The following is a 14,872-nucleotide window of genomic DNA, read 5'->3' on the forward strand; positions in this document are numbered from 1 at the left end:
GTCCTCGCACGAAGGTCAGCCACAAGCGTGCGGCGCAGGCGGCCCAGCACGCCAGGACAGCGAAATGTCTCACCGGAAGCGGTTGTAGGCGTGCGAGATGGCAGTGTTACGTGAATCGATGAGGGCGCTTAGCAACTCGGTAGCAAAGCGCTCGGCCTCCAGCTCCTGCCGATCCTCATAGGTGCAGCGGAACATCATGGCCTGACCACCGGATCTGTCCTCGGCTGAGTCACCCAGAAGGGTGGCGACGAGAGCAGGGTCGAGATCGGGGAAGAGAGCTGCAGTGTCTCCCTCGCTTGGAGAGTGGCCCAGCACGATATGCCCAAGTTCGTGGCACAACGCTGCGTCACGTCTCATCAAGGTTCCCTGCGTGTCAAGCACCACAAGGTCCTTGTCTGGGAGGCAAACCCACACCCCAGAAGGCCCGCCACTCGGAAGATGCTTTTCAATCACTGTGATCGGCCTCCCGGTCACAGCGGCGGCCTTCTGCAGGAGCTTGGCGGTGGACCCGTCAGCGGGACAAAGGTCTGCAGGGCGCACCCCACGGGGCTTACGGAGCTTCCCGAGCATCACTATCCCTATTGGCCTCATCAATCGCCTCGAGGAGCGCACTGATGAGCGCCTGCCGATCCGTCTCCGTGGAGCCACGGGCCATCATCCGCTGAAAGCGTCGATCTTGAGCGAGCAACAGCGTGTCTAGCTGTTGGAGCACGGCGCGCGGCGTCTCGTGGTCATCCAGATCGAAGTATGCGAGCGAGACCCCGTAAAAGTTGGCCAGAGCACGGACAGTCGCGAAGCTCGGCTGCCTCCGATTTCCGGTGAAGAGTTGAGACAGGTAGGACGCGCTGACGTCGGCGCCGCGCTCATGAAGAACGTGCGCCATCGAGCGGTAGGTGTAGGGCTTGCCGGTCGAGGGGTCCAGGACACGCTCATGAAGCGCCCGGAGACGATCAGCAAAGGTGTCCATGGCCCGCCAGTGTAGCGGGTGGTCACCCATCACTACCTCCGCAAGACGCGGCCTCGAAGGGGTTGCGCACAGCCAACGAAAGCACTATTTTGTTTGCTAGGTTGCTACAGCAAACAAAGGGCGGACGGTTTCCACTATGAGCGAACGTGATCAGGCACTTGAAGTGATCCAGATCAAGCTGTGGTCCCAGGCCTCCCCGCAGATCGCAGCCTCTGTCATGGGCATGGGATTGGCCGAGGTGCTGGCTCGAACCGGCACTGTCACATGGTGCGCGTCACCGTCGCGCATCGTTTTGACCGGGGGGAATCGCGAGACCCTGCTCAGTGCCATTTCGGGTGTTGCTACCCAAATGCGCGGCCTCTCGAAGGAGCTGAGCGCAGGGCGTATCACCCTCGACTCTTTGGCCGCGCGATTCTCGCTTTACGCCTCTCACGCGGGCAGCATCGCCGCCCAGATCGAGTGCCAAGAGACCGTCACGTGGCAGGCGTCTTTGCAGGCACGGCGAGCTGGAGGTTGGGCATGAGTCTCATACCTGCTCCCACAGGTGTTCGGCGAGCCATTCCCGCCCGGGGAGTGGCTCGTGAGACGCCTTCAAATTCTCCCGCTTCCAGTCACTTCATCGGTTCCGCGTGTGCCCATACGTGTGAGCGCCGACTGGTGAGCGGGGTGGGTCGGGCATGGCGCGTGTGTTCGACCCACATCTTTTCCAGCACCTGGAGTGCTGGTGCTTGCTTGGCCCTGGTCGGCGAAGAAGTTCGCCTTTCCCGTGTGCCGTCGTTTCCCGCGTACGCAGCGGTCCAGGCCAAGAACGGTGGTGGTCAGGCGTACCGCTTGGCCACCACCCCCCATCACGTTTCTGGAGGTTGTTGTGAGTGAGTCGCCGTTCCGCGAGAAGAAGGCGCGCCCTGCCAAGGAATCCGTGCGCAGTGAGTCCAATGGACTCACCCCGTCATTGGCACCGGCTGAGACAGAGGTTCAGCGTCACCCGTTGCCGGGTCGCGTCTCCGAGCCGGCGGCACGAGACGCCGGAGAGGTTCAGTTCTTCGAGGACGAGTACAGGGACGTCGTGGAGTCCCTCGGGGGAGAGGTGTTGCGCGCTGAGGTCAACCCGTTCGTCGAGGTGGGAGAGCGCACGCCTTCAGGGAACGTGTCCGGTCCCCAGTTGCTGCGGGCACGGCCTCTTGAGCCGACGTCGGGTCCGCGGCGGTGGGTTTACGCGATGACCGGTGGGTTGGTGAACCTTGGCCCCTCGAGGGCGCAAGTGCGGGAGCAGGAGCGGATGGCGCGAATCCAGCGTCCGCTGAGGGGTGCGCACGTCACGACGTACTTGTGCCTCAAGGGCGGGATCACGAAGACGACAACGTGCATCGGCACCGCGCTGACGGCGGCGCAGTACCGCCCGGAGGCGGTCGTTGCAGGCGACTTCAACCCGGACGCGGGTGACCTCGCTGAGCGCGTGACGGGGCGTGAGGGACTGTCGGGTGTGAACGCGTTGGCCGAGCAGGTCGAACACGTGCACAGCATCGGGCAGTTGTCGGCGTTCCTGGAGTCCGAAGGCCGGTTGACGGTGCTTCCGGGAGAGCCTGACCCGAAGCTGGGTGAGTCGTTGACGTCGGCTCAGTTCAACGCGGTCATCGAGATCCTGTCGAGCTACTACTCCTCGATCCACGTCGATGCGGGCACGGGCATCACGCACCCGATCATGCCGGGCATCCTGGCGCGCACCGACACTCTCGTCGTGCCAGCGGCGTACTCCATCACGGGGGCGAAGCGGGCGTACGAGACGTTGGTGTGGCTGCGTAGCAACGGTTTCGATCGTCTCGCGGATAGCGCGATTGTGGCGTTGACCGAGCGTGATCTTGTCTCCCGCGAGGTCGATAAGAAGGCTGTCCTCGCCATGTTCGAGGGTCAGCCTGTGGTGAAGGTGCCTGCTGATCAGCACCTGGCCGATGGCGCGAAGGTGCACCTGGAGCGGATGAATCCCCGCACGCGTGAGGCGTTCGCGGAGATCGCCGCGCTCATCGCGGATCGGTACTCGGCATGAAGGCGGGCTTTCGTGCGACGCAGCGGACACGAAGGATGGTGGTCGCTGCGGCACTCACCCTCGCTGCTAGCGCCTGCGAAAGCCCGAGCAACTTCGACGGCGGCACCGGTATGGGTGGCTCCCTGAAGGACGGTTCGGTCCCGGCGCAGTACGTGTCGTGGATCAACAAGGCCGGTTCGATCTGCCCCCAGGTCAAGCCACCCCTGCTCGCCGCGCAGCTGTATCACGAGTCAAAGTTCAATGAGAAGGCTCGTAGCGGTGTCGGCGCGATGGGTATTGGGCAGTTCATGCCTGATTCGTGGCCCGCCTACGCGGTGGACGCGAACGGTAACGGCAAGGCCTCCCCGTGGGAGGCCCCGGACGCGATCATGGCGCAGGGCAAGTTCATGTGTGAGCTGGCTGGACAGGCAAGTGCGGCATTGGCCTCACACAAGGTCAGCGGTGACATCACACAGTTGATGCTCGCCGGGTACAACGCCGGGTGGGGTGCCGTCCTGAAAGCGCGCGGTGTGCCTGCTTTCCCCGAGACGCAAAAGTACGTCCAGATCATTCCGAAGACGGCGATCGCCGCGTACGGCGGCGTCAACGCTTCGAGCGTGTCGGCCGGGGGCGCGCCGGCGGGCGTCAGCGGCAAAGCGAAGCCGATCCTCGCTGCGGCGAACAGCGTCGTGGGTCTGCCCTACGTGTGGGGCGGCGGCACGCCGACTAGCCCTTCGGGTAGGGACCGCGTCGATGGGCGCGGCCCGGGCTATGACTGCTCGGGGTTGACGCGGATGGCGACGTACGTCGGCAGCGGCGGGAAGGTCATGCTTCCGCGCACCGCAGCGCAGCAGCAGAGCTACACCGCCTCCTGGCGGGTGCCTGTGGACGTGAACTCCCTCAAACCGGGTGACCTGCTGTTTTGGGGCAGCCCTGCCACGCACGTCGCGATCTATTGGGGCAACGGGAAGATCGTCGAGGCCCAGCAATCGACAACGAATCTGAAGGTCGGCCCCATCTGGGGCCACCCCGTCAACGCGGCGCGGCCACCGTGGGTCAAGTAGAAGCCCGAGAGGAACGAGGAACAAAGCTATGAAGCTCACAAGGTCAACGACGACAGCACTGGCGTGCGCGTGCCTGGCGCTGAGTGTTTCCGCTTGCTCACAAGGTGACGGCAGGTCGTCGTCGCAGGAACCAGCGGCGTCGAGTTCGGCGACGTCAACGTCCATGTACTCGCCCAGTCCGATTCCAACGGGGACGACGAAGCCGAACCCTCGCGGAGTGGCGACGCCGATCTCGTCCGTGAAGCGCGCGGATGCGGAAGCCGTCGGGAAGGCCTTTCTCGTGGCACTCAACACCAGCGACACGAAGATCGACACGAGCCCCTGGAACGCTGCCGACCGCGCGGCCGTCCTGGCGTCGTCGTCCTACGCGGCGACGCTGCGTCAGCAGTCCGTTGCCGCACCTGGCGCTGCGTGGAACGCGATGGAGGCGGCGAAGGGGTACACGAGCGCGAAGGTCACCCTCGTTCCGTCCAACGACCCGCTCCCGAGCACCCCCACTGACGCCTACCTCACCTACGAGGTGACCGTCACGACACACGGCGCGAAGGCTGACCCGCAGAAGTCGAGCGTGTTCATGCACCTGCACCGCGCTAACGCCTCAAGCGACTGGCAGGTCGTCAGTTCCGACAGCACCTACGAGTGAAGGGAGAGCGTCTGATGTTCTACCGCACCAGTTCCGAAAAGACTCCCGTGACGGCCAAGACGGGCCCAGTGATCGGCGGCATCCAGCGACGCCCTCGAGGTCTGTGGTTCGTGCTGTTCTGCTGGCCCTTCCAGTCACGTTTTGCGCCCGCCCCCGCAGCTGCGACGCGGCTGCAGCGTTTTGCGCACTACGTGGCACTCCCGTTCTCCCTGGGTCGCCGCTGGGGGGTGAGCGGCGTGATGTGGCAGGCACGCTGGGCCGTGACCGCCACCCTGTTGCTCCTGGGCGCCCTCTACCTGTTCTTCACCGCCTGGGCGCTCGTTGCGCTCGTGACCGGGCTTCCGATGCCGCAGGTGAAGGGATGACCACCATGACCGATCGCCCCACATGGGCAGATGCCGGCGAGGTCGAGGGCTCGCCCCTCGAGGAGTTCCTCACCGACCAGCAGGTCGAAGCACCGGGTGGCGATGCCGCCGAAGACGTCGCTGACGGCCAGCGTGATTCCACTGGAATCACTCGCTTCCTCGTTGTCGGTGGCCTTCCGGGTGTGGGGGCCTCCACCGTGGCGTGGTCCATCGCCTCCGCGGCTGCGCGGATGACCGCCGGTCAGGACGACATCACCGTGACGGACGCCGCCGCGCCGCGCCGCTCCGCGCTGCGCATGATCGGCGGCTCGACAGGGCTGGCCGCAGGGATCGACCCGCACACGAGGCTCGTACCGGCCCGTTCCGGGCGGATCGTGACCACCTACGTCGACGGACGAATGGACACTCGCGTCGATGAGGGTGACCTGTGGCCGGCTTCGACAGCGCCGACGCAGATCGTCGATCTCGGGTTGAGTGCCGAAGAAGCCCTGAGCGACGACGCGGCCGCGACGTGGCTCACGGGTGACACCGCGATCGGCTCTCATGTCGTTCTCGTGCTGCCGTCCAACGCGTCCACACAGCTGCGCTGCGAGGCACTGCTGAGCGAATGGGTCTCACGCGAGTGGGCACCGATCGACGACATCGTCCTCGTCGGGCCCGCCACCACGCCAGTAGGTGGCACGCATTTCATGCAGCAGGCGATGAGTTCAGCACGTCAGCTCGATTACCTGCCGGAACTCGCGCAGCGCGGCTTGCCCGCTGCCGACGCGGCCCTCACGGGCCCGGCAGGGATCTGGGCGCGATTAGGTCACGAACTGGTGGCTAGCGCCTGCGGCCTCCCCCTCCCCGAGACGGGGTCGCGCCGCTGGCGCAAGGCCCGCCCCTAGAGCCCCCGCCATCTCACTCGATCCAGAGATGACGGGTATCCATCCCCAAACCCCGCACCACGAAGGAGACACACCATGAGCACCACGATCCAGCTCCTGCAGCACGCCAACGACCTGCTGGCAGCCAACCCCATCCCGAACCCCCCGCCCAAGGCTCCGCCCGGCACCGAGAAGCAGGCCGGCGAGATCATGGCCTACGTCAAGTGGGGAACGCTGTTCCTCATCGTCATCGGCGGCCTCTGCGGCGTGGGCGCCCTCATCGGCGGCAAGGTCCTCGGCCACCACAAGTCGGCCTCCGTCGGCGTGGGCATCCTGATCGTCGCGGTCTTGGCGGCGATCCTGTGGACGGCCTGGTTCGGATTCATCAGCGGATTCACGGGCTGATCTTCGATGCCGCGCCTGCGACGTAAGACCAAAGCTGATCGCGGTCCGCTGCCCGTCTGGGCAGCCTGGGTCGTTATCGCTGGCGTGGCGATCATCCTGCTCGCGGGTATCGGTGTGGGAGTCGCGAAGATGACCGGCAGTGAGCATTCGCCCACCAGTCGTTCGGCTTCGTCGGCTCCCACACCGCCCCCGACGTCCAGCCTCCCTGCTGGAGCGTCTCAGCGAGAGCGAGAGGACGCGATCGCCAACCAGCCCATGCCCGAGGGCGACTCCTCGAACCTCGACCCCAGCAACTTCAAGCCCAAGCCCGAAGTTCAGGCCACGACACCAGGACTCAACCTGCCCTCAGGCAAGAAGACCGACGCGGGAGTCCGCACCGGCTTCACACACACTCCCGAAGGTGCCGTAGCCCAGCTGGCCGCGTTGAACCAAGCCGCCTACACCAACCTCGACGCCCAGGCCGGACGCAACGCCTACACGGCATTCGCGATGCCTGGAGCAGTTCCCCTCGAGGACTGGAACCCGACCAAGACGGTCATGCGCTACTACACGGACAGCCCGGACACCGACCCCACTCGGATGCGAGCCCAATTCGTCCCCGTCCAGGGCCTCATCAAGGGATCCGTCGGAAACAACTTCACCGTGGTGTGCGTCAACGGACAGCTGACCTACACCTACAAGTCGGAGTCCAACCGTGTGGCCGTCTGGGACTGCGCACGAATGAGGTGGGACGACAAAGGCGACCGCTGGATGATCGCCGCTGGCGCCACCCCAGCCCGCGCGCCCTTGACCTGGCCACGCAGCGAACTCAGCTACCGCGCAGGGTTCAGAGACCTCAGCAACGTCCCTGAGTAACGAGCCACCTACCCCGCACGAACGAAAGGAGGACCGACATGGGACTCGGGCTACCGGATATCGGTGACGTCGTCACCGGCGTGCTGAACAAGGTCGCTGAAGCTCTGTGGGGCTTCTTCGGACCGCTACTCAGCGCCGTGTTCGCCTTCATCGACCAGACCACCCGCCCCACGATTGTCTACACGCCTGACGGTCCGCTGGCCAAGGTCTTTCCGATCACGCTGTGGCTGGGGCTGATGCTCGCGATCGGCTTGGGATTCGCCCAGATCGGCCTATCCGTGGTGAACGGCTCTCGCAGCCTGTTCGCGTTACTCAAGGGAGCAGCCCAGTACATGCTGCTCTCGGGCTCGTCACTGGTCATCCTTGCTGGTGTCTCCTCGCTAGCTTCGCTCACCGCGACAGGGATCATCGAAGCGGGCTACGGGACGAAAGGGTGGTCTGGGCTCAGCGAGAAAGCAGACTTCGGGGAGAAGGCCCTCAACGGCCTCACCGGGATCGGCCTGCTCGTCGTCGTCTTGTTCAACGCCATCCCCTTCACCCTCGGATTGCTCACCGAGATGGTCATCCGTCTCTCGGCGATGCAGGTTCTCGCTGCCACATTCCCCATCGTCGCCGCAGGCCTCGTGCACGAGAAGTTCGCTCGCTGGTACTGGACCGCGCTGCGCTGGATGCTGGCACTCATCTTCGTGCCGACACTCATCGCGATCTCCATGGTGATCGGCCACAGCATGGCCCAAGGAGCAGGCAGTGCTGGCGACGGGATGATCGCCAAAGCCTTGCAGGCGTTCGTCAGCGGGCTGGTGGCGCTAGCTTCCCTGCTCTGGCCGTATTTCCTCTTCAAGCTGTTCGCCTTCATCGACCCGAACACGGTGGCTGGAGCGAACTTCCGCGCCGCGATGCCCACGGGCAAGTCGGGCGGCGGTGGTGACGACTCCGAGGGTGCCAAGCAGCAGTCTGAGGGCGAAGGCGACAACGGAGCTGGGGCCGTCGAACGCGCGGGCATGGCCGTCGCTACCGAAGGTGGCAGCGAACTCACCAATGCCAGCTCCGGTGGAAGTGGTGGCGGAGGCGGAGGCGGCTCGAGCACCTCGTCGCTCTCCACTGCATCCGCCGGGGCCTTGGGTGCCATGGGCTCAGCAATCGCCTCCTACGGCTCAACCACCACCGGCGCGAGCCAATCGGGTGCCACGCAAGCGTCCGAGTCTCTCGACGCAGCAGGTGCCGGACACGCTGGCGGACGCGGTCGCGGAGGCGGCGCTTCGGCAGGGGAGGCAGACGCGGACGCAGGTGCCATGACGGGCCCGAACGGCGGAATGTCTGGATCAAGCACGAGCAGCAGCCCTGGCGGCAGCAGCGAAGTCGCTCTCTCCGACGATGCCGACCCGGATGTCGTACCCCCGGGCCACTCCGACTACGGGCCGGCCCCCAGCGACGACGCCGACTTCGATGGCGGATCGCCCGGTTACGAGCACGGCTACGGCCACGCGATGGAACCCGACAGCCCGTCCGACGGCAACAGCCCGGGGTCGAACCCTGGCGGCACCACCATCTGACTCAGAAAAGAGGACTCTCATGACGACGTTGCACACCGGTTGGCACAACGAACGCATCAGCTTTCTGGGCCTGCTCGGCCTGCCCCAACTCGCAATCTTGGGCCTGGCGGCCATACCTGCCCTCGCGTTCCTTCAGGCCCAGTCCTGGCTGTGGTTCCTCGGTGCCCTGATCTTCTGGGGCCTTCTCGTGGTGTGCATGGCCGTACCCATCAAGGAGCGGCCGATGTGGCTGTGGCTGGGGCATTCGGTGATGCACCTCCTCGGCAAAGCCACGAAAGCTGACGAGTGGCAAGCAGGAGCAACGGGAGCTGCCCTGAGCACCCCGGACGCCGACAAGTTCGACCTGCCAGGAGCGCTCCAGCACTTCGAGGTCTTCGACGGCCCCGCGCACGCAGCATCGGACATGCGCCGCCTGTGTGTGATGAAGGACCCAGCCGGTGCGTGGGTGATGGTCGCGAAGGTCACCCATCCCGGCCTGTCACTGACCGACCCCGATGCAGGGGACCGCTACGCCGATGCGCTCGGTGACATGCTCGCGGCCATCTCACGCGGGGTGTCCCTGCCGCACCGGGTCTCCATCTACGTCCGCACGGTGCCCGACGACGGCGCCGAGCGCGCAGCGTGGCGTCGAGAGCACCTTCCCAAGGACGTCCCCGAGCAGGCAGCACGTGACGCAGACGCTATCGAGCAGTCCGTCCTCTCCCAGTCGATTTCCCATGAGGTCTACGTCGCGCTGCGCTTCCAGGAGGACGACATCGCAGCTGAGGCTCGAAACTCGGGTCGCGGAATCGCTGGCCGCATGGCCGTCATGTACCGCGCGTTGCCCGAGATGACGAGCCTCCTGACGGGTATGGGCTGCGACTCCGTCATCTGGCTCGGCAAGGGTGAAGTCGCCGCCGTCATCCGCACAGGATTCAACCCCGCCGCCGTGAGCGCCCTGCAGGTCGCGCGCACAGCCAAGGCTCAGGGGCACGACGCGTTCACCGACGTCCACCCAGCAGCCGCTGGGCCGTCGGCCGCGCCGAGTCCCCATGCGCGCTACTACAGCCACGACGGATTCCACTCGGCGGCATACAGCCTCATTTTGCCCGAGCTAGGCACCCGCGTCGGCTCACTCGGACCGCTCCTGACGCCAGGCGCGATGGGGGAGCGGCGCGCGCTGGCGTTGCACTACGAGCCCTACGACGACAAGAGCGCCACCCGCGCAGCGGAATCACAGTCGACCAACGCGTTCCTTCAGTCGGAGCTGAAGGAGAAGCGCGGGTTCCGGGTGGGAGCGCGCTCACGCAAGCTGCGCCGTCAGACGGCCAACACCGAAGAGGTCCTCGCAGCGGGGCACACCCTGACGCGCGTAACGGGCGTGGCCGTGGTGACGGTCCCCGTCTCCATGTCGATCGAGACGGGCATGGCGCTCATGGAGGCCTCAGCCCGCCGACGCAAGTTCGAACTCATGCGGCTTGATCTCGCGCAGCCGCTCGGATTCATCTCCGGCGTGCTGCCCGTCGCCGTCGGCATGCCCAAACGAAAGGGCAAGTGAGATGACAAAGGAGCGCACCTGGTCGACGGGCGCGAGAGAGGTTCCGGAGCAAGCACCAGACACCACCCCCACCATCGTGAACGTCAGGAGGAACGCATGAGCATTCTGAAGCGGGACAAGCAGGTCAGCGCCGGGCAATCGTTCGCAGAGGCGTTCGCGGAGCAGGGTGTGAGCTTTCCCAGCGTCGAGCCCGAAGCACCCGCACCACCCAAGGACAAAGACGCTGGCTTCCGCCTCACCGCTGGCCAGCACGGGGTCTTTCGCCCCGGCTTCGGCTGGCAGGCAGTCAGCACTCCTCGCGGGCGCGTCTACCGGGCCACGACCGACCAGATCGGCGGTGTCTTTCCGTTCCTGACGTCCACACAACTCCCGAAGTCCGGAGCGGCCTTGGGGTACGTCGCGAGCACGGGAACCGGCTTCTACGTCGATCCGTGGCAGTGGGTCCAGCGAGGCATCGTCACGAACCCCAACCTGCTCCTGCAGGGAGCTCCCGGGCGCGGCAAGTCCGGGACGGGCAAGGCGCTCGTGCGTCGAATGCTGCGTCACGGCGGACGGGCCTTCGTGCCCGGAGACCTGAAGAACGAGTGGGCTGACCTGTGCCGCGAGTGGGGTCAAGAGCCCTGGGAAGTTGGCCCCGGCATGCACGCACGTATCAACCCCCTCGACCCCGGCCCCCTGGGACACGGGTGGGAAAACCTGTCGCAGACCACCCGCGATGAACGGTGGGTCGACATCCGAGCACGGTGGCTCACGTTGCTCGAGGGCCTCGTCGGCGCGCAGAAGGTCAACGTCACGACGACACTGCAAGAAGCGCTGGCGGCGATCGTCGACGAACTGACCGGCGCGGCCGATGGCGGGGGAGATGTCCACACTCTGCCCGACATCATCATCCCCGAGGTGTGGCATCTGGCGCATAACCCGAGCGAGAGCCTCCTGCGTCGCCTCAACTATGAGAAGCGCAGCGACTACTTCGCTGACATGCGGCCCATGAGTTCCGCTCTCAGCGTTCTCGTCAACGGCTCCCTGAAGGGCATGTTCGACGCGCGCACCACGATCCAAATCAACTGGGACGCACACATGCACTCGCTGTCGATGCGTCGCTTGAAGGAGCTCGCCAACGATCAGGTGATCGGTGTCGCGTTGACCTGCGCCAACTCGTGGGTGACAGCTATGACGTCCATCAACACAACAGGACAGCCGACGATCATCCCGCGCGACGAGGTATGGCGCGTCATGCGTCTAGGGGTGAGCGCCATCAAGTCACTCGACTCGAACCTCCGCCTCTCACGAGACGAGAAGAAGGTCGAGATGCTGATCATGCACAAGCCCGGAGACCTCATGGGCATCGGTGGGGCCAACAGTGAAGAGGCCAGCATCGCGCAGGACTTCTGGTCCCTGTGCGACACGAAGATCAGCCTCGGCCACTCGAGTTCTATCGCAGACCAGACCGCCGCGCAGTGGGGCCTGTCGGATCAGGAGTCGCGCGCGATCTCGAACTGGTGCAACCGGAACCAGGGCCGCGCCCTATGGCGCGTGGGAGATCACTCCTACCGCGTTCAGACGGTGCTGACGGAGTACGAGAAGCGCGTCCTGTTCAACACGAACGAGCAAACCGAGTACGGCGACGACGCCGTCGCTTGACCATCACGTCGGTTCACCGGGGTGATTCCACTGGAATCACCCCGAAGGCCTGAGCACATTGGAGGTTCGTCATGGCACGTCAGATCCACAGTCAAGAGCAAGGTGCCGGCGGGCGCGAGCTTGCACTACTCGGCCTGCTCATCGGGTTTTGCTCGCTGATCATGCTCGTCCCGGTCGGCGGCGCGATTGCTGGACTCTGGAATGCCGGGACGTGGGCGTGGCCGAGCGGGCAAGTCATCAAGACGCTGCCGCAGCTCGTTCTTCACGCGAAGGAACCCAGCAGGGCCTACCCGCCATCGGTCGCGGGCGCTGTTCCCGGTCCGGTCGGGTACTGGATGACCGTCGGCGCGCTCGAGTGCCTGGCCCTCATGGTCGTCGTCGTCGTCGTGGTCGCGGTCCTCGCGCGCCGCGAGAACTACGGGATGCTCACGCGCGCCCGGCTGAAGAAAGCGATGAAGCAGGACAAGTCCCCCATGGCGCCCGTCGGCACCTACCTGGGCGTGCGCTTGCGACCGCGACCCAACGACGCCATGGTCGTCGTCGCCCCTCAGCAGTCCGGTAAGACGACCGGCCTCGCCGCGCCGGGTGTCAAAGACGCACCCGGCGCCGTCGTCGCCTCGAGCACCAAGGTCGACCTCATGGGGTTGACCATCTTCACCCGCCACAACCCCGACGACCCGAGCGATGACCGCGAGGTGCACATCTTTGACGTCGACCGCATCAGCGGGTGGCCCCGGTTGTGTCGGTGGAACATGGTCGAAGGCTGTGACGACGCCGACGTCGCGCAGGACCGCGCCCGCGCCGCGATCGCCGCGTCACCCGAGTCCAAGGGTGAGGGCGGCAACTCCGCGTTCTTCCGTGGCCAGGCCGCGATCGTGCTGTCGTGCCTGCTGCACGCCGCAGCGATCAACGGTTCCACCATGCGCGAAGTGCGCGACTGGGCCAATGACTTCAGCAACGACGAGCCACGCGAGATCCTCTCGAACAACGCGCGGGCGCTGCCCGGATGGGCCGAACGCCTGCGACGCGCCACGACGGGGGAAGCCTCCCAGACGACCGCGTCGACGTCGATGACGCTCGCCGGCGCCCTCGAGTGCCTATCCAACCCTGAGGTACTGGAGATGGTGTGCCCGCCCAGCGGTTCGGGACGCTACAGCCACGGCCTCGACCGAGAGTGCTTCGACGTCGCCAGGTTCGTGCGACGCAACAAGGACACGCTCTACCTCGTGACACTCGGAGGGGAGGGCGTCAGCACAGCGCCGCTGGTGACCGCGTTCGTCGCCGCCGTCGTGCGTGAGGGGCGTCTGTTCTCCCAGCGTCAGCCGGGCGGCAAGATCACGCCCCCGCAGTCGTTCATCCTCGACGAGGCCGCGAACGCTGCGCCGATCCCGTCCATGCCAACGCTGCTGTCCGACGGCGGCGGACGAGGCCAGACCACGCGCGCGTTCATCCAGTCGTTCAGCCAGGGCCGCGACAAGTGGGGTAAGGAAGGCTTCGGCAGCATGTGGGGTTCGACGTCGATGAAGATGCTCCTGCCCGGCTGCACCGAGACCTCCGACCTTGAGGACGTCTCGCGCCTCATCGGTGACCGCAAGATCCGCCAGCAGTCCACGAGCAGCTCGGGTTGGCTCGGCTCCGGCAACTTCAGCACGAGTGATCAGCCCGGCATGGAACGCATCATGCCCGTCGACACGATTCAGCAGATGGAGGACTTCACCGCCCTGTGTCTCTATCGCAGCGTCGGCAACGCCGTCATCAAGATCACCCCCTGGTGGAAGCGCCCTGACCACAAGGCGTTCAAGGACAGCTTGAACCGTTTCGAGAAGATGTGCGGCTCAATCGACTATGCGCCCACCCCCACCGCAGTCACTGCGGGAGGCACACGATGAGCAACATCCCCGCCTGGGGTGACGAGTCGCTGCCCGACGACTACGGCACGTCCTCGGCTCCGGCCGGCGTGAGCGACGCCGACGCGAACGAGGTGCACGCGATCGCCCGTGAACTCCTCGATGAGACGCACGCGCTCTTGTCGCGCGTCGGCGGCACCGAGGCCGCCCTCGAAGAGGTCATGACATACCTGGCCGACATGCCTGCCGGCGGGGCTTGGTGCTGGCGCTACCTCGACCCCTACGAGCGGGTTGCGCTGTTCACCGAACTGCGCGAGTGGGTCGACTGGATGAGCGACCGCTACAAGGTGCGGCAGTTGATCCGCCCGTGCTGGTTCAAACATGCTCCCGTGGTTGAGGAATTGACCGGCCTCTACGTGGCCTGGCGCAGCACATTCAAGGAACAACCGCGCGCCTACAACGACGAAATAATCGCCTTCCACGACCGGTGGTTCTGGCCACTCATGCGCCGCATCGAGGAACGCAAGTTCTTCAACACCTGCGACGGTCGCCAACACAAGGAGAGCGAGGTCGCCATGCCTGGTACGAACATGGACGACTTCACCCAGATCCTCGAGGCAGCGATGCAGGACATCACTCCGGGAGAGGACGCCGAAGCTGTGCACGCAGCCATCGACAACGGCGAAGCCCTCGCGCTGCGAGACCCGAAGAAAGACCCCACCACGCCCGTACTGTGGCGCGGCTCATGGTGGGCGATCCTCGCCAACTCACCCGACGGGCTGTGGGTACCCCGCCCCGCCCACGTCGCGGAGAAGCTACAGGCCCTCTACGACGAAACGCACGCGAAGGAGAACGCATGAGCACCACCCTCGACCTGCTGCGCCAGGCCCTGTCCTTGCATCACCAAACCCACCGAGACCAAGCGCGTGCCCGAAGGCAGAAGATCAACCTCGAGGCACGCAACTCCACCGGACGACCCGAGCGCGTCGGCGAGGCCGAGACGATGATCCTCATCAACGGCCAACCCAAGGCACCCTCAGCAATGTAGACGTCGCGCCTGACACAGATGGAGGGGGTGATTCCACTGGAATCACCCCCTCCATCTG

General features: G+C 65.5%; 16 protein-coding genes. 14 read left to right on the forward strand and 2 right to left on the reverse strand.

Annotated features, from left to right (window positions below; genetic code table 11):
* Positions 1 to 69 precede the first annotated feature (69 nt).
* Positions 70 to 381 carry a hypothetical protein gene (locus tag IM689_RS14270; RefSeq protein WP_193644521.1) on the reverse strand — a complete coding sequence of 104 codons (312 nt, stop codon included), beginning with the start codon at positions 379 to 381 and terminating at the stop codon, positions 70 to 72.
* Between the two features lie 169 nt (positions 382 to 550).
* Entirely contained in the window at positions 551 to 967 is a 417-nt protein-coding gene (locus IM689_RS14275; RefSeq protein WP_193644522.1) for a helix-turn-helix domain-containing protein, read from the reverse strand.
* A gap of 136 nt (positions 968 to 1,103) precedes the next feature.
* On the opposite strand from IM689_RS14275, the gene IM689_RS14280 reads away from it, so the two are divergent.
* From IM689_RS14280 to IM689_RS14345, 14 genes are all read left to right on the forward strand, one after another.
* Entirely contained in the window at positions 1,104 to 1,490 is a 387-nt protein-coding gene (locus IM689_RS14280; RefSeq protein ID WP_193644523.1) for a hypothetical protein, read from the forward strand.
* A gap of 345 nt (positions 1,491 to 1,835) precedes the next feature.
* A complete protein-coding gene (locus tag IM689_RS14285) occupies positions 1,836 to 3,011 on the forward strand; it encodes a MinD/ParA family ATP-binding protein (protein ID WP_193644524.1) in 1,176 nt (391 codons plus the stop codon).
* A gap of 35 nt (positions 3,012 to 3,046) precedes the next feature.
* The gene (locus tag IM689_RS14290; RefSeq protein WP_193644525.1) at positions 3,047 to 4,054 is read left to right on the forward strand and encodes a C40 family peptidase; all 1,008 of its coding nucleotides are present in this window, start codon (positions 3,047 to 3,049) and stop codon (positions 4,052 to 4,054) included.
* 217 nt (positions 4,055 to 4,271) lie between these two features.
* A complete protein-coding gene (locus tag IM689_RS14295; protein ID WP_047312923.1) occupies positions 4,272 to 4,697 on the forward strand; it encodes a hypothetical protein in 426 nt (141 codons plus the stop codon).
* A gap of 14 nt (positions 4,698 to 4,711) precedes the next feature.
* The gene (locus tag IM689_RS14300) at positions 4,712 to 5,062 is read left to right on the forward strand and encodes a hypothetical protein (RefSeq protein ID WP_193644526.1); all 351 of its coding nucleotides are present in this window, start codon (positions 4,712 to 4,714) and stop codon (positions 5,060 to 5,062) included.
* Positions 5,063 to 5,067: 5 nt separating this feature from the next.
* Positions 5,068 to 5,949 carry a hypothetical protein gene (locus tag IM689_RS14305; RefSeq protein WP_193644527.1) on the forward strand — a complete coding sequence of 294 codons (882 nt, stop codon included), beginning with the start codon at positions 5,068 to 5,070 and terminating at the stop codon, positions 5,947 to 5,949.
* Positions 5,950 to 6,024: 75 nt separating this feature from the next.
* The gene (locus IM689_RS14310) at positions 6,025 to 6,333 is read left to right on the forward strand and encodes a hypothetical protein (protein WP_193644528.1); all 309 of its coding nucleotides are present in this window, start codon (positions 6,025 to 6,027) and stop codon (positions 6,331 to 6,333) included.
* 255 nt (positions 6,334 to 6,588) lie between these two features.
* The gene (locus IM689_RS14315) at positions 6,589 to 7,188 is read left to right on the forward strand and encodes a hypothetical protein (RefSeq protein ID WP_193644529.1); all 600 of its coding nucleotides are present in this window, start codon (positions 6,589 to 6,591) and stop codon (positions 7,186 to 7,188) included.
* 38 nt (positions 7,189 to 7,226) lie between these two features.
* Positions 7,227 to 8,741, forward strand: a complete 1,515-nt coding sequence (locus IM689_RS14320; protein WP_193644530.1) for a hypothetical protein — start codon at positions 7,227 to 7,229, stop codon at positions 8,739 to 8,741.
* Between the two features lie 19 nt (positions 8,742 to 8,760).
* Entirely contained in the window at positions 8,761 to 10,278 is a 1,518-nt protein-coding gene (locus IM689_RS14325; protein ID WP_193644531.1) for an SCO6880 family protein, read from the forward strand.
* A 96-nt stretch (positions 10,279 to 10,374) separates the two neighbouring features.
* Positions 10,375 to 11,919: an ATP-binding protein gene (locus tag IM689_RS14330; RefSeq protein WP_193644532.1), complete on the forward strand. Its 1,545-nt coding sequence runs from the start codon at positions 10,375 to 10,377 to the stop codon at positions 11,917 to 11,919.
* Between the two features lie 71 nt (positions 11,920 to 11,990).
* On the forward strand, positions 11,991 to 13,808 hold the full coding sequence (locus IM689_RS14335; RefSeq protein WP_193644533.1) for a type IV secretory system conjugative DNA transfer family protein: 1,818 nt from the start codon (positions 11,991 to 11,993) through the stop codon (positions 13,806 to 13,808).
* Positions 13,805 to 14,626 (forward strand): hypothetical protein, encoded by an 822-nt coding sequence (locus tag IM689_RS14340; RefSeq protein ID WP_193644534.1) that lies wholly within the window; start codon positions 13,805 to 13,807, stop codon positions 14,624 to 14,626. Before IM689_RS14335 ends, IM689_RS14340 begins: the two co-directional genes overlap by 4 nt.
* Positions 14,623 to 14,814, forward strand: a complete 192-nt coding sequence (locus IM689_RS14345) for a hypothetical protein (RefSeq protein WP_193644535.1) — start codon at positions 14,623 to 14,625, stop codon at positions 14,812 to 14,814. The genes IM689_RS14340 and IM689_RS14345 overlap by 4 nt, the downstream gene beginning before the upstream one ends.
* Positions 14,815 to 14,872: the final 58 nt, after the last annotated feature.

It is taken from the genome of Dermacoccus barathri, from assembly GCF_015070805.1.
GTDB lineage: Bacteria > Actinomycetota > Actinomycetes > Actinomycetales > Dermatophilaceae > Dermacoccus > Dermacoccus abyssi.

Bases quoted from the DNA above. Each gene is read 5' to 3' on its own strand.
- IM689_RS14275 (WP_193644522.1), bottom strand. From the start codon at position 967: ATGGACACCTTTGCTGATCGTCTCCGGGCGCTTCATGAGCGTGTCCTG.
- IM689_RS14280 (WP_193644523.1), top strand. From the start codon at position 1,104: ATGAGCGAACGTGATCAGGCACTTGAAGTGATCCAGATCAAGCTGTGG.
- IM689_RS14290 (WP_193644525.1), top strand. From the start codon at position 3,047: ATGGTGGTCGCTGCGGCACTCACCCTCGCTGCTAGCGCCTGCGAAAGC.
- IM689_RS14300 (WP_193644526.1), top strand. From the start codon at position 4,712: ATGTTCTACCGCACCAGTTCCGAAAAGACTCCCGTGACGGCCAAGACG.
- IM689_RS14305 (WP_193644527.1), top strand. From the start codon at position 5,068: ATGACCGATCGCCCCACATGGGCAGATGCCGGCGAGGTCGAGGGCTCG.
- IM689_RS14310 (WP_193644528.1), top strand. From the start codon at position 6,025: ATGAGCACCACGATCCAGCTCCTGCAGCACGCCAACGACCTGCTGGCA.
- IM689_RS14315 (WP_193644529.1), top strand. From the start codon at position 6,589: ATGCCCGAGGGCGACTCCTCGAACCTCGACCCCAGCAACTTCAAGCCC.
- IM689_RS14320 (WP_193644530.1), top strand. From the start codon at position 7,227: ATGGGACTCGGGCTACCGGATATCGGTGACGTCGTCACCGGCGTGCTG.
- IM689_RS14325 (WP_193644531.1), top strand. From the start codon at position 8,761: ATGACGACGTTGCACACCGGTTGGCACAACGAACGCATCAGCTTTCTG.
- IM689_RS14330 (WP_193644532.1), top strand. From the start codon at position 10,375: ATGAGCATTCTGAAGCGGGACAAGCAGGTCAGCGCCGGGCAATCGTTC.
- IM689_RS14335 (WP_193644533.1), top strand. From the start codon at position 11,991: ATGGCACGTCAGATCCACAGTCAAGAGCAAGGTGCCGGCGGGCGCGAG.
- IM689_RS14340 (WP_193644534.1), top strand. From the start codon at position 13,805: ATGAGCAACATCCCCGCCTGGGGTGACGAGTCGCTGCCCGACGACTAC.
- IM689_RS14345 (WP_193644535.1), top strand. From the start codon at position 14,623: ATGAGCACCACCCTCGACCTGCTGCGCCAGGCCCTGTCCTTGCATCAC.